This window comes from Dyella sp. SYSU CM1112, from assembly GCF_058216415.1.
In genome coordinates this window covers 23,773-37,812 of record NZ_JBZEGI010000005.1, presented here as the reverse complement: position 1 = coordinate 37,812, position 14,040 = coordinate 23,773, and the positions used below count along the sequence as shown (strand labels likewise).

The 14,040-nt window shown below is 58.3% G+C and carries 13 protein-coding genes; 2 read left to right on the top strand and 11 right to left on the bottom strand.

Annotated features, from left to right (window positions below; genetic code table 11):
• Positions 1 to 128: 128 nt before the first annotated feature.
• The 5 genes from hemC to AC4HNJ_RS09020 all read right to left on the bottom strand — a co-directional run bounded on the left by hemC (position 129) and on the right by AC4HNJ_RS09020 (position 5,827).
• A complete protein-coding gene (gene hemC, locus AC4HNJ_RS09040) occupies positions 129 to 1,067 on the bottom strand; it encodes a hydroxymethylbilane synthase (RefSeq protein ID WP_490479235.1) in 939 nt (312 codons plus the stop codon).
• Between the two features lie 43 nt (positions 1,068 to 1,110).
• Positions 1,111 to 1,815 (bottom strand): LytR/AlgR family response regulator transcription factor, encoded by a 705-nt coding sequence (locus AC4HNJ_RS09035; protein WP_490479234.1) that lies wholly within the window; start codon positions 1,813 to 1,815, stop codon positions 1,111 to 1,113.
• On the bottom strand, positions 1,793 to 2,857 hold the full coding sequence (locus AC4HNJ_RS09030; RefSeq protein ID WP_490479233.1) for a sensor histidine kinase: 1,065 nt from the start codon (positions 2,855 to 2,857) through the stop codon (positions 1,793 to 1,795). Before AC4HNJ_RS09030 ends, AC4HNJ_RS09035 begins: the two co-directional genes overlap by 23 nt.
• A gap of 31 nt (positions 2,858 to 2,888) precedes the next feature.
• Entirely contained in the window at positions 2,889 to 3,554 is a 666-nt protein-coding gene (locus AC4HNJ_RS09025; RefSeq protein WP_490479232.1) for an alpha/beta hydrolase, read from the bottom strand.
• Positions 3,555 to 3,718: 164 nt separating this feature from the next.
• Positions 3,719 to 5,827: a prolyl oligopeptidase family serine peptidase gene (locus tag AC4HNJ_RS09020; RefSeq protein WP_490479231.1), complete on the bottom strand. Its 2,109-nt coding sequence runs from the start codon at positions 5,825 to 5,827 to the stop codon at positions 3,719 to 3,721.
• 149 nt (positions 5,828 to 5,976) lie between these two features.
• Between AC4HNJ_RS09020 and AC4HNJ_RS09015 the strand changes: the two genes are divergently transcribed.
• Positions 5,977 to 8,400, top strand: coding sequence for a S9 family peptidase (locus AC4HNJ_RS09015; RefSeq protein WP_490479230.1), 2,424 nt, complete (start codon positions 5,977 to 5,979; stop codon positions 8,398 to 8,400).
• A gap of 260 nt (positions 8,401 to 8,660) precedes the next feature.
• On the opposite strand, the gene AC4HNJ_RS09010 is transcribed toward AC4HNJ_RS09015, so the two are convergent.
• The 6 genes from AC4HNJ_RS09010 to AC4HNJ_RS08985 all read right to left on the bottom strand — a co-directional run bounded on the left by AC4HNJ_RS09010 (position 8,661) and on the right by AC4HNJ_RS08985 (position 12,973).
• The gene (locus tag AC4HNJ_RS09010) at positions 8,661 to 9,350 is read right to left on the bottom strand and encodes a hypothetical protein (RefSeq protein ID WP_490479229.1); all 690 of its coding nucleotides are present in this window, start codon (positions 9,348 to 9,350) and stop codon (positions 8,661 to 8,663) included.
• Positions 9,351 to 9,364: 14 nt separating this feature from the next.
• Complete coding sequence (locus AC4HNJ_RS09005) at positions 9,365 to 9,979, bottom strand: hypothetical protein (RefSeq protein WP_490479228.1); 615 nt, start codon at positions 9,977 to 9,979, stop codon at positions 9,365 to 9,367.
• Positions 9,976 to 10,596, bottom strand: a complete 621-nt coding sequence (locus AC4HNJ_RS09000; protein ID WP_490479227.1) for a PAAR domain-containing protein — start codon at positions 10,594 to 10,596, stop codon at positions 9,976 to 9,978. Before AC4HNJ_RS09000 ends, AC4HNJ_RS09005 begins: the two co-directional genes overlap by 4 nt.
• Positions 10,597 to 11,007: 411 nt before the next feature.
• Complete coding sequence (locus AC4HNJ_RS08995; RefSeq protein WP_490479226.1) at positions 11,008 to 11,805, bottom strand: siderophore-interacting protein; 798 nt, start codon at positions 11,803 to 11,805, stop codon at positions 11,008 to 11,010.
• A gap of 12 nt (positions 11,806 to 11,817) precedes the next feature.
• Complete coding sequence (locus tag AC4HNJ_RS08990; RefSeq protein WP_490479225.1) at positions 11,818 to 12,321, bottom strand: transcriptional repressor; 504 nt, start codon at positions 12,319 to 12,321, stop codon at positions 11,818 to 11,820.
• Positions 12,311 to 12,973, bottom strand: coding sequence for a PadR family transcriptional regulator (locus tag AC4HNJ_RS08985; RefSeq protein ID WP_490479224.1), 663 nt, complete (start codon positions 12,971 to 12,973; stop codon positions 12,311 to 12,313). The genes AC4HNJ_RS08990 and AC4HNJ_RS08985 overlap by 11 nt, the downstream gene beginning before the upstream one ends.
• A gap of 272 nt (positions 12,974 to 13,245) precedes the next feature.
• Between AC4HNJ_RS08985 and AC4HNJ_RS08980 the strand changes: the two genes are divergently transcribed.
• A complete protein-coding gene (locus AC4HNJ_RS08980; RefSeq protein ID WP_490479223.1) occupies positions 13,246 to 13,950 on the top strand; it encodes a DUF899 family protein in 705 nt (234 codons plus the stop codon).
• Positions 13,951 to 14,040: the final 90 nt, after the last annotated feature.

Sequence of the window (14,040 nt, the reverse complement as noted above, 5' to 3'; positions counted from 1 at the left end):
CAATTTTTTATCGACCCTTCTGCGCGCGACAGGCGCGGAAGGGTTTTTTTATGGGCATGGCCATGCAGTTCCGTACTTCTGCTGTGGGGCGTCAGTGGAGAGATTCGGCGCCTCACACCTGTTCCAGCCTAAGTGGGTGACGTTTTCGCGTCTGAATGGAGCAGTGTCGCAGCACCTTGCGCAAATAAGGCCTGGGCAACTGTCTCTCCCAGGTCCGCCGCATTCTGATTGGCGATGGTTGCCTCAGCCAGCAGCAAGCGTCCACTCGATGCATCGCCCACCATGCCACGCAGATGCAAACCACGTTCCGTCACCGTGCACCACGCACCGACGGGAACGGTGCAGCTGCCGCCCAGCGCCTGGTTCATGGCGCGCTCGGCTGTAACAGTCATGCGTGTGTCCGCATCATCCAACACTTCCAACTGTTCTCGCGTTGCGAATTGATCCGCGCGGGCCTCGATGGCAATCGCGGCTTGTCCTGGCGCCGGGAGCCACGTCGGTGCCGTCAAGCGACTGCGAATGCGGTCATGCAAGCCAAGTCGTTCCAGTCCCGCGCAAGCGAGTATCACGGCGTCATAGTGACCATCATCCAGCTTTTGCAGACGGGTTCCGACATTACCGCGCAAATCGAGCAACTCGAGATCCGGACGCATCGCGCGCACTTGCGCCTGCCGACGCAAGGATGATGTTCCGATCCGTGCGCCTTGCGGAAGCGCAGCAATATCAGGGAAATGATTGCTTACGAACGCGTCTGCCGCGTCGGCCCGGGGGAGGATGGCAGGCAACACGAAGCCGGGTTCCAGTTCCGACGGCACATCTTTCAAAGAATGCACGGCGAGATCGGCGCGGCCTTCCAGCATGGCGATTTCCAGTTCCTTGAGGAACAGGCCTTTTCCGCCAATCGTCGCCAGTGACCTGTCCTGAATGTCATCGCCGCGCGTCGTCATCGGCACCAGCTCCACCCGTAGGCCGGGATGAGCCGCGCGCAGCAGGCTCGCCACGTGCTCGGCCTGCCACAAGGCAAGCGCGCTCTTGCGTGTAGCGATGCGAAGAACAGAAGACGGCATGGGAACTCCGGGCGTGGCGTCTGCGACCATTGTCGCGCAGCGCTCAGCCCATGCGAAGAAGTTTGCGCAAGGCCGGCAAATTGCGGCGGCTCACCTCGGGACAGACATCGGTACCGGCCAATCGCGCCAGTACGCGACCGTCGGTCAATGTCTTCAGGCCGATCAGGCGGTGAGACGGTACAAGGCAGTTGCGATGCAGCCGAACCAGCTGTTCCGGATATGTCTCTTCCAGTTGGCGCAGCGATTCGTCGAGCAGCAAGGTATCCCGGCTGCGGTGAGCGGCAACATATTTCTCGTCCGCCAGCAGGTAGATCACGTCATCCAGCGGGATACGAATCGGCTCACCCCGGACGCGAGCGTGCAACCAGCCGGCAGCTTCCCGGGGCTGAGCGTCCAGGCGCAGACGTACGCGCTTGAGTGCATCGCGCAAGCGCTCCGCACGCACTGGCTTGAGCAAATAATCCGCCGCACCAAGATCAAAGGCATGGACGGCATGGGCTTCATAAGCCGTGCAAAAAACGATTTGGGGCCGTAAGCGATGGGCCAGTCGCGCGGCGAGCGCGTTGCCATCCAGGCCTGGCATATTGATATCCAGCAAGAGCAGATCCGGCTTGGTGTCCGCTAGCACGGCCAATGCAGCTTCGCCATCACCCACGCTGCCGACGATATCGATGTCTCCGCACTCCTGCAGCAAGGCAGCGAGACGAGCCCTCGCCAGTGGTTCGTCATCGACGATCAGAACGCGCATGGCGTACCTCGACAGGCAAACGCAGCTTTACTCTGAAGCGATTCTCATGAGGGCCGGCTTCCACGCTTGCACGCGGTCCGTAGTGATAAGCAACGCGCTGGCGCACATTGTTCAAACCATGTCCGGCACCGCCGGGTGCGGGGCTACCAGCAAGCGGATTGTCGATCTCGATCATCATCATGCCGCCTTCGTAGGTGCCGCGCAGCACAATGTCGCCACCTTCGCGCAAGGGTTGGATGCCGTGTCGTACGGCGTTCTCCACCAATGGCTGCAGGAGCAATAGCGGCAATGGCGCGTCTTGCGGCAGATCATCGATCTCTCGCCTGACATGTAAACGCTCACCAAGGCGAAGTTGTTCGATCGCGAGGTAACGATCCACCAGCTGCAGTTCTTCTCCCAGCGTGCCCATATGTGTATCGCGTTCGCCAAGCGCCGCGCGAAATAGCTCCGACAGGTTTTCCACCGTACGCTCGGCAGCCACCGGATCCACGCGCACCAGCGCTGCTACCGTATTCATGCTGTTGAACAGAAAGTGCGGCCGGATGCGCGCCTGCAACGCTTCGACCTTGGCGTGTGCCACCGCCGCCAGTCGCGCTTGCCACTCCGCCAATACATAAAAGTAGCGCAACATCGCGGCACCCAATAAGGCAGCAATCAATGCGTTATTGACCACAAACACATCGGTGTAGTCGCGAATCAGCTGCATCTCCAGCACGCGATCCATCCATTGCGCCAGCACGCTTCCCAGCACCACGATCACCAGCATGATCAGCCAGACACCGGCATAAGGCAGCAAGCCAGGCAGGCGTAACAGCGATGGACGCAGCTTGCACAAGGCCACGCCCATCACGGTTGTCAGCCATTCCACAAATAGCATGCCGACGCTATAGCCGCGCCAGCCCCGTGTGCTCTGCGGTGCCAGCCATGCCAGGGTGACGCACAGCGCACCCACCACCCACAGTGCGGAGATCACCGGCAAGCTGCAGAAGTCCGGCAGCGGACTGTGCGACGAGCGGGAGGTCGGAATGTCGGATGCCGGCATGCGCGCAGTATGCCCCCTGACTACGCGTTTTTCAGCGTAGCCGATCGCCGATCCAGCAACGCAAATCGGCGATTTCATCCGGGCAGACGGCATGTGGCATGGGGTAGGTATGCCACGCTACGTGATAGCCGAGCGCTTCCAATGCCATACGTGAATCGGCACCGCGTTGCAGGGCCACGACGGGATCAAACGTTCCATGCCCCCAGAAGATGGGCACATCGGTATGGGTGGCGCTTCGTTCGGCGGCGAGTGAATGGGCGATCGGCAGATAGGTGGAAAGCGCAATCATGCCCGCCAGTTTCTGCGGATGACGCAGTCCGGTTGCCAACGCGATGGCGCCGCCTTGGGAAAACCCCGCCAACACGATGCGCTCGCTTGGTACGCCGCGCTCTTGCTCACGGGCGATCAAAGCTTCCACTTGGGCCATGGATTCACGTATGCCGGCTTCATCCTGCCGCGCTACCAGGTCAAGGCCGTAAAGGTCATACCACGCACGCATTGCCATGCCGTTGTTGATGGTCACCGGCCGCACCGGTGCATGCGGAAATACGAAGCGAATCGCTGGCCATTGCGGTGATACCAGCTCCGGCACCATAGGTGCGAAATCATGCCCATCAGCGCCCAGGCCGTGCAGCCAGATGATGCTGTAGACAGGGTTTACGGCGGTCTCGTTTTCGACGGCGGGGAGCAGGCTCATGGGATATCACAGGCAGGTAACCGAAGGCGCATCGTAGCAGTCCCTGGTGCCTCGCCTGTCCCCTTTTCCCGCCGGGGGGGAGGGGCGGCATGAAAAAACTTTTCGCGAAAAGATCACTGCGAATCCGCCTCGAATAAACGACGGCGGACCGCAGCGCCTTCGCGCTAATGCTGCGACGAAGGCAGCCCCAGTTCGGACGCAAAGAACGTCAACATGATCGCCGTATTGCCAACGCGCTGACTAAACGGGGCACCAATGCCGTGACCCGCATTCATGCGCGTGAGCAACAAAATCGGCTGGCCGGATGTGGTCGCGTTCTGCAACGCCGCGGTGAATTTGCGTGATTGCCAAGGCGCTACGCGCGGATCATTCGCACCTGTGGTCATCAGCACGGCGGGATAAGCTGCGTGCGGTTTGACGTTCTGCAGCGGCGAATAAGCCAGCGTGGCCTTGAATTGAGCAGGGTCGCTCACCGTGCCGTATTCGCTCACGTTGTAGGCGCCGTTAGCGAAGTTGGTCTCGTGACGAATCATGTCGTAAATGCCGACCATCGAGACCACCGCCCGATAGTCGCCAGGATGCTGGACAAGCGATGCACCCATCAGTAGTCCGCCATTGCTTCCACCCAAGATGCCCAAATGCTGGCGATCGGTCCAGCGTGCATCGAGTAGCGCCAATGCCGCGGCGTGAAAATCGTCGAACACATTCTGCTTGTGCAGCTTCTGGCCTTGCGCGTGCCACGTTTCGCCGTACTCATTGCCACCGCGGATATTGGCAAAGGCAAGTACGCCGCCACGTTCCAGCCACGCCAGTTCCGGGCCAATGAAATGCGGCGCAATGGGAATGTCGAAGCCGCCGTAGCTATAGAGAATGGTCGGGCGACGCCCATTGGGCGTGATGCTGGGCATGGCCAGTACGGTTACTGGAATTTTCGTGCCGTCTTTGGAAACGCCCTCGATGCGCCGCACCTGGATCTGGCTGTAATCGGCGGCCGGCTTCACTTCCAAAACAGTACGCAAGGTTCCGGCATTAGCGTCGTAGTCCGCCCAGCGCGCCGGCAGTGTCCAACCGCCATAGGTAATCAACGCATGGTCTTGGCCCTGTTCGGCGGCGATCCCCTCAATACTGATCCCGTGTTGCGGCAACGGTATGCGCCGCACGAATGTGCCCTTCGCGTTGTACTGCTCTACCCACCAATCCGGTCCCCAGCTGCGCGTGACTAGAAAACCGTCCGCAATCGGCGTTACATCCTGCAAGGCACCATGGCGCTGCGGCACCACGGTGCTGATGTGGCCCTGCGCGTCAACGGCCATGACCTTGCCTCGTGGTGCATCCGCAAAACCGGTTACGAATAGCCGTTGGCCCACCCATGCCGCGCTACGCACGTTTGCGTCATCGCCCAATACCTTTTTCCACTGCGTACCCTGGCGCAGATACACCTCAGCCGGTCCACCGTCGCCGATGTTGGCGAGCACGGCGAGCTGCGTGGCGCCCGGCGAGGTCAGCAGGCGATATTCGGCGACTTTCGAATAATGCGTACCGAATACGGTTTCATCGGCAGTTACGGACTGCCCGAGCCGGTGATGGACCAGCACGGCGTCGAACTGCTTCACTTCCGCTCCAGCCGGCGGCAGAGGGAAACGTACATAGGTGAAACCCTGTTCGTTCGCGTCCCACGCCACACCTTGCGGCGTGGTACCGCCACCCGCGTAGGGCAACGTATCGCTCAAGGTCTTGCCGCTAGCGACATCGAGCACATGCAACGTCGTCAACTCACTGCCGCCTTCAGCGGTGCCATAGGCGAGATAGCGCCCACTTGGCGAAGGCCAATAGCCGGTAATGGCTAGATTGCCGCCGCCCGCATTGAGATCCACCAGGACCCGCGCTTTGCCGCTCGGCCATGCTTGCGCCATCAGTTGCGGTTGCGGTTGCGGTGGCGTCTCCTGCATGTAGAACAGGGTGCTCCCTGCCAGTAGCGGCGAAGAACGCGTCGTCGATGTAATCGCCAGTTGCTGCACGCGCTCCGTCATGGCCTTGCCGTCGGGCATGGCCGCAAGCACCGCATCCGTGTGCGTGTTTTGTGCCTTGATCCAGGCCTGCACAGCAGGATCCTGAGGGTTTTCCAGCCACCGATAAGGGTCGCTTACCGTCACGCCATGCAGCACGCTCGCCGTCGATTGTGCGGGTGATGCGGGGGGCGGTGCGTTGCCGGCATAGGCGGCTGCAGCCATGGTCAGCGCGAGAACGGGCAGGTAGCGCAATAGGGCAGGCATAGACGTATTCCCCTTGAGGCAACGCTATTTGGCGACGGGACAATCCCTCAGCCTAATGTGCATGCACGGGCAGCGAAACAGGACCCTTGGCGCTTGCCACGTCGGCTCGCTTGGCTATGCTGGCCGATTTCAACGATGGAGCGTTTTCCATGCGCCGATTGCTGCTTGCCGGCCTCATAGCCCTTTCCGTCTTGCCGGTGGCCGCGGAAACCGCGCCAACCCTTGATCTCGACACCGTCATGGCCAACCCCGATTGGATGGGGCATGCAGTGGAAAATCCCTACTGGAGTGCGGACGGACGCAGCCTTTACTACAGCCTCAAGCGCGATGGCAGTCCGGTGCGCGACCTTTATCAGGTCGACCCTGTCAGTGGGCAGAGCACCAAGTTGGATGCAGCAGCAACCGCGCATGCGGAAGGCGCCCCGGTGTACGACCGCACACATCAGCATGCAGCCTATATCTTCCACGGCGATGTCTTTCTGATCGATCTGGCAAGTGGCCGCCGCACACAGGTCACGCGCAGTCCCCAACCGGAATCATCGCCGCAATTTTCGGCGGATGGACGTTCGCTGCAGTTTCGCGATGGCAACACTTGGTATGTGTATGACTTTGCCACCGGCGTGACATCGCCCGCGGCCGTGCTGAAATTCACCGATGATCCGCAAGCAAAGAAACCCGATGCGCTCGGTCGCGAACAGCTCGACTTGTTCAAGACACTGCGCGAAGACAAAGCCGATCAGGACGCGTTGCGCGCCGACCAGCAAGCGCTGGCGGCGGCCGATCCCACTCGCGCACCGCAACCGTTCTACCTCGGTGACAAAGACCAGCTGATCGACACGGAGTTGTCACCCGATGGACGCTGGATGCTGCTGGTGACGCAGCCGGCGCACCATGACGACGGCAAGGCGCCGGATGTCATCCATTACGTGACCGATTCCGGCTATACCGAAACCGAGGCGGCGCGGACGTACGTCGGACGCAACGATCCGGCCCCGCAATCGGTGGTGTTGCTCGATCTCGTCGCACACAAGTCGTATCCGCTCTCTACAGACGATTTGCCCGGCATCAAAGACGACCCGCTCAAGGCGATCCGCGACCAGACCATTGCCGCCCTGCGCAAGGCGGGCAGGGACGATGAGGCCAAGGCGCTGAAAGCACCGGACGTTCGCCCTGTAACGCTCTACACGATGGACGGTACCAGCCCCGACATCGCCTGGAGCGACGATGGCAACAATGTCGCCCTGGAATTTCTTTCCATCGACAACAAGGATCGCTGGATCGTCAGCGTGGACTTCGCGCGTCATGCATTCGTGCCGCAGCACCGCTTGCATAACGATGCCTGGATCAATTGGTCGTACAACGACTTTGGCTGGCTCAAGGACAATCACACGCTGTGGTATCTCAGCGAAGAGAGCGGCTACTCGCAGCTATACGTAAAACCGCTGGATGGCAAAGCCAAGGCGCTGACCTCCGGCAAATTCGAAGTCAGCCAGCCCCAGCTCTCCTACGATGGCAAGTGGTTCTATGTGCGCACCAACCGGGAAGCACCCTACAGCTATGACGTGTATCGCGTGCCGTCGAACGGGGGTGAACTGAGCCGCATCACTCACTACGGCGGCATGGATCAATTCCTGCTGTCGCCGGATGACCGGCAAGTCGCCGTGCTGCATTCTTCGGCTTACGTCCTGTCACAACTGGCCGTGCAAAATGCAGAAGGCGGTACACCGCACGAACTCACTCACACCATGAAGCCGGCCTTTACCGCGCACGCATGGATTGCGCCGAAGTTCGTCAAGGTGCCGTCCTCGCACGGCGCCGGCGTCATCTACGCCAAGTACTACGGACCGGCCAATGAAACCGATGCGCCCGATTCGCGTCCCGCAGTGATCTTCGTGCACGGGGCCGGCTACCTGCAGGATGTGACGGAATCCGCCACGTATTACGAGCGCGAGCAACTGTTCAACAATCTGCTGGTGCAACAGGGTTACGTGGTGCTGGACATGGATTACCGCGCCTCCCAGGGCTACGGCAGCGCATGGCGTACCGCGATTTATCGCCAGATGGGTCATCCCGAGCTGGAAGATCTGCTCGACGGTAAAGCATGGCTGGTGAAGAACCACGGCGTCGATCCGAAGCGCGTCGGCATCTATGGCGGCAGTTACGGTGGCTTCCTCACCGAAATGGCCCTGCTGCGCGCACCGGGTGAATTCGCTGCAGGCGCAGCGCAGCGTCCGCCGGCTGACTGGACCACCTATAACGGCGAGTACACCTCCGACATCCTCAACGACCCGCAACTCGATCCGGAAGCCTACAAAATCAGCTCACCGATCGAATACGCCGCCAACTTGCGCGATCCGTTGCTCATCAACCATGGCCTGATCGACAACAACGTGATGGCCAGCGACTCCATTCGCCTCTATCAGCGCTTCATCGAACTGCACAAGAAGAATTTCTGGATTTCCATCTACCCGCTGGAACGCCACGAATTCGAACATGCCGATTCCTGGTACGACGAATATCGGCGCATCGACGAACTGTTCCAGACGTGGCTGAAGCCGGGCGCGGTCCATTAGACATCCGTGCTATTGACCACCAGATTAGCCCCTCTCCTCAGCTTAGACTCAAGAGAAGAGGGGCCACTCTTACCAGAAAAGCCAGCGTATGTGTTCAACTTAGGCTCTCCTTTACGCGATAAGACAGACCCTATGATCCTGGGTGCTTAATCTCTCATACACGCTACCTCGTGCGATTCTTTGGAATCCTACGCTCAATGCGATGGCGAAATACGCCTCCTACGTCTTCTGTGAGGTGGCGTAAATATGAGATTTTGATGTTAATTCTCGTTTTGTATCGAAAATTGAAAAGGTATTTCAGGCTGGACAAATTGAAGTCGAATCGTTTTTCCGATGGGAATAAAACGCCCATCCGTAAACGTATAGTACGTCATGAGCAGACCGATACGAGAGGCCTGAGCATGGTCGAAGATGTAGCTGTTATTTGGAAAAGCGAGCTTTCCATCCTTGGTTTTTACTATCGCGCGACAGGACGAAAGTAGACTGGGCAAATGCAAAAGAGCTCTTTTATGCTGGGTCGCTAGAGGGTCTATTAGCAGATAAATCTGGGCATGACGATCAGCCTCACCTGATCCATCGCTATTGCCTTGTAGGCATAAGAGATCTGGATGGACATTTGTGCGTGAGACAAGGAACACTTGGTCAGTAAGTGGGTAGATATTCGAGGAATGCTCTCCAGGGAAGGTTGTGGCGCTGGAGTAGAGGTACGCTTTTCCGTTTATCGTTATTCGATTCTCTGCTAGCTCGATAGCTATTGCCTTGTTCTCCAGTTTGGCCTGAAGCTGTGTATAGATGCCCTGTTCCCCAGGAGTGGAGTAAGCTGCGTTGGCGTCGAATGGAATAGGGGCAGTAAATAAGGTACCCGGTTGATTCGTGTAAAAGGTATCGTAGTCTTTATAAGACTGGTCCGCGCGAACGACGCCCGTCAGGAAGACAAGCATGGCGGTCAATATACAGATTCTTTTCATCGGTACGCTTTTGCTCCGGTTGCCTTGAGATAATCTGGGTTGTGCAACCAAAATATCGTTTCTCCGTGCGCGGCCGTTGAGATCCATACGGAGTCATACCGTCCGCGCTCGGCTCCATCGATAATCCTTCCCGTTTTTTTATTGCGTATTTTCCATCGAACTATGATTTCACGCCGCTTCTCTGGCAATCCAAAAATATTGTCAGAAATATGTCCCCATTTAAAACCATCGCGAGCCTTTGGATGATTGGAATAATTTGTCTTGAAATCGAGGCCATCCCACCAGAATGCACCGTTGGATGGGTCTGGCCCATCATCAGACAAGGCTTTCTTTGCCCACGCGACGGCAAGCTTCATTCCAGAATCGAGGTTGATCTCGCTATAGGAGGCCTGCATCAACTTATTGAAGCGAGCATTTGAACCGTCCCATGCATACGAATAGTCCGGATCGGCGCCGCGTAGTTCGGACACGGTCTTTTCACCCCAAGCTCGACATCTGTTGGCAACTGCGAATGCGATACCGCCAATCTCTTGAGAGTTGTTCGCTGTAGATGCCTCCCCATAGGCGATCGCCGCAAGAAGGCGCACTTCTTGGCTGATTGTGTCACTCATCGCGCGTCCCCTGCACGCCATGCTACGAAGGAGAGATTCGGATGGTCCTTGACCGAAAATGCCCGTGTTTTTCCTCCTATCAAGGTGTTGTCGAAAACAAGAACCTGACCATCGCTGGATAGTGTATGGGTCATTCCTTCGATGGGAGTATCCGTAATTGCGTCAACGATCTCGAAATAAAGTTCAAGATCCTCATTCGTATCAGCATTCAATGGCGGTGCTATCCAAGAGGAGCGGCAGTGTTGGTGTAATAACTCGGTTGCGTCACAGATCACGTCCGATCCGCTGTCAGCTTTGATAAAAGACATGCGCCCATAAGTAGCAATGACTTTGGGCGAGCGTCCGCATTTACAAAGGACGATATCGCCTTCGACTGCCTCGCGAGCGCATATAACTGCGTCGTACATACGCAAGCTGTCACCAGGGGTTCCGGGCCCTGGAGCGATGGGTCCTGTACTTTTGCAAACACCGCAATAAGCGCGGTGACCAAGAAAAGTTTGATTGCGAGGTTTTCCGTCAGGACCTTGAATGGTGCAGTTGCTCTGTCCCTCAATGACTTGACTTCCACTCCCGTTATCGAGCGGATCGTCTTCAACGATATGATAAAAGATGCCCATGTTCACTCCTTACGGCGCGTGTTCTGATCGGCTAGAAGCTATGGGTCTTTAAACTCGAATACTGCACAGGAGGGAAACTGGATTTTTCTCAAGGTTTCGCCGATAACGCGTGTTTTCACATTGGGCTTTCATCCTAGTGGCCCGAAGCGACCTCGGTCGCAAGTACACTCGAAAACTGCCGCTTTGCGCTGTGCATCATCCCAGTCCGCTAAGCATGAGCAAGGTGCGCTAAAATGCACACATCGCTTGGCGTACCAACATAGGCTCGGCGAACCTGGCGATAAGGTGTGTTGTAATGTGCACGGAATGTTTCGCGTATCTGCGCCAGAGAGGTACGCAAAAGTTGAACTCTTGGATCGACGCAAGAAAGCAATGAGATGTCGTCATGTGGCTATAGGCCACAGCTGTGCATCAATTCTCCTCATCCTCCTGCCCATCCGCCTTCCAATAACCAGTGGCGCGGATCCAATCCTTGGGAACGCCGCGCTGGTCCGTTACATAACGGCGCATGTTGCGTGCACGGCGGGATTCGGTAGCGATCCAATAAAACGTGTCGCCTGGCAGATCGGGCAAGGCACGCAAGGCGTTTTCGAGTAGCTGGCTGCTCGCCGCATCGCTTCCATGCCGCGGCAACCACGTCACGTTACAGCGTGCTGCTGAAGACAGGGATTGACGATCGTCATCATCTGGAATTTCCACCAGTACGATGACATGCACGTCGGGCGACATCTCTTCCAACCAGCGGCCGATGGCAGGCAGTGCGGTTTCATCGCCGATCAGGACGTAGTGGTCGAAATCGTCGGCGACCAGGAAGGAGCCGCGTGGGCCGCCCACGCCAATGCGCTGGCCGGGAGCAGCTTGCTCGGCCCATGACGAGGCAGGGCCATCGCCGTGCAATACGAAATCGACCGTTAACTCACGGCGACGGTCGTGATGGTAGCGCGGCGTGTAGTCACGCATGGGCGATGGCGTGACACCCGGTGGAAATTCAGGGCCATGGGGTCCCGGCGTGGGAAAGACGAGTTCACCTTCGGGATTGGGAAACAGCAGTTTGACGTGATCGTCGGGCGAAGCGCTGACGAAGCCGTCGAGTGCATCACCGGTCAGAACAATGCGCTGCATGTGCGGTGTCATGCGCTGCGCACTGAGCACTTCGAGTGTGCGCAGCGCCAATGAATGACGCACCATGCGGTGTTCGTGTTTGGTCATGTTTGAATCCAGTCATGAAGCGCGATACATATCGCGCCCCTCGGGAAGCAGTCGGTAGCCGAACTGCGAGGCCATGTCGTGCAGCACGGCAAGAGTACGTTTGTCATCGCAATCCTGTTGTGCGCCATGCGATGACACCGGCTCCGCAAGGCCGGTGCATGCCAGCCTCCGCAAAAACTCCTGCGCTTGCCTCAGGATGCGACGCACGTCGGGTGCCGGAAACGCAGCAGGAAAGGGTTCGAACTCTCGTAATTGCCAGTGCATGCGTCCATGCGGCTGAGCATAGGCATCTACCAATCCGCGTTGTTCCAGTTCGCGCAGGAAACGGTAGAGCGTGCCGATGCTTGTTTGTGCATGATGTAGCTGCGCTGCCTGTAACAGCGGTACGACGTCGCGCGCTTCGTGCTGTTCCATCAGCGCGCGGAGAATGGCACGGCGTGATGCAGTTAGCGACAGGCCTTGCGCCTGGCAACGTTGCTGCCAGGCGGCCAATACGTTGTCTATCTCAGTCTCCATCCTTGCGACCCGTGGCAATCTCGGTGGCAGCGCGCTCGAGAATCGCCGCGATGCGCTGGGCTTCCGCCTTGTTCCACTCTGCACCGCGCATCAGCACCGCATGCTTGAGCGCATGCATCGCCTTGCGTACCGCCATGGGTAAGGAGAGCTTGGCGATCAGGCGCGCGCTATGGCGCGTGCGTTCCGTCATGGCGTCCACCGCCGCGCGGTTGGCTTCGAGAAAGGCGCGCCCTTCGTCGGTGATGGCGTAGAGTTTGCGCCCGCCTTGCTCATTCGCCACCGAAGCATGGCCAAGTTCTTCCAGCATCGTGAGCGTCGGATATACCGCGCCAGGGCTGGGTGAGTAATGGCCGTGGAACATCTCTTCGATCGTCCGGATCAGCTCGTAGCCATGGCGCGGCTGCTGTTCGATCAGCGCCAGCAGCAGCAGCTTCAGGTCGCCATGCCCGAGCAGGCGTCCGCCGCCACGCCGGCCGCCACCCTGCAAACCGTCCCATTCGCTGAAAACATCCCCGTCCTGATGGCCGAACGGACCGTGACGGCCGCGACGCCCATGGAATTCGTAATAAGCATCATCGTCAAAACCACCGCCGGCCTCGTGCCAGCCGTAACGGCGGTGCATGAACCGATGGAACAAGAAATGCTTGTGCATGATATAACTCCGATATATCGAAATTCGCCATAAAAAGATATATCGAAATTGTATCGGTTAGCAAGCCCGGACGATGCCATGGCGCCGGTCTGTATCTCTGGCGCTACTCTGCGGAGCAGATAAATGCTTGAAACCAGGCCATCTTTGACCTATCGCCTGCTGACCTGCCATAGCCGCTTCTCCCTCGCTGCGCCTGTCGATTTCGAGACTCTCCATTCGTCGTTGTATCAAATAAGCCTTCCTCCATTCCCATCTATCGAAGGAGCGCGATCATGACCCAGCCCCTTATCCCAGCCGCCGAGCTCGTCAAACGCAATGCCACCAGCATGCCGAATGAAAGCGTGGAGTACCGTCGCGCTCGCAATGAATTGCTGCGCGAAGAAATTGAACTGCGCCGGCATATCGAACGCGTCGCCGAAATGCGGCGCGCGCTTCCACCCGGTGGAGAGGTGCGGGGCGATTACCGCTTTCAGGGCGAAAATGGCCTTAGCGATTTTGCGGGTTTGTTCGGCGACAAACAGACATTGGTGATCTACAGCTACATGTTCGGCCCCCAGCGCGAACGGCCATGCCCTATGTGCACCTCGTTACTCGGTGCATGGGAAGGCGAGGCGCGCGACATGGAACAACGCATTGCGCTGGCCGTTGTCGCGCGATCGCCTATCGAGCGCCTCCTCGCTTTCAAACGCGAGCGCGGGTGGCGGCATTTGAAACTGTATTCCGATCTCAACAGCCATTTCAGCCGTGACTATCAGGCCATCGGCGAGAACGACAGCGACATGCCGGCGTTCAACGTCTTCACGCGTCGCGACGGAACGATCCGTCATTTCTGGAGCGGTGAAATGGGCTTCGAAACGGCCGATCCCGGACAGGATCCCCGTGGTGCGCCCGACCCGATGCCGATCTGGACCGTGTTTGACATGACACCTGAAGGCCGCGGTACGGACTGGTATCCGAAACTCGATTATCCGGCCTGACGCACTTTCGTTGCAGATGAACTTCAAGACAACCAGGTAGCGCGTTGACTTTCAGTGCCTCGCCCTCTCCCCCGAAGGGAAGAGGGTGAG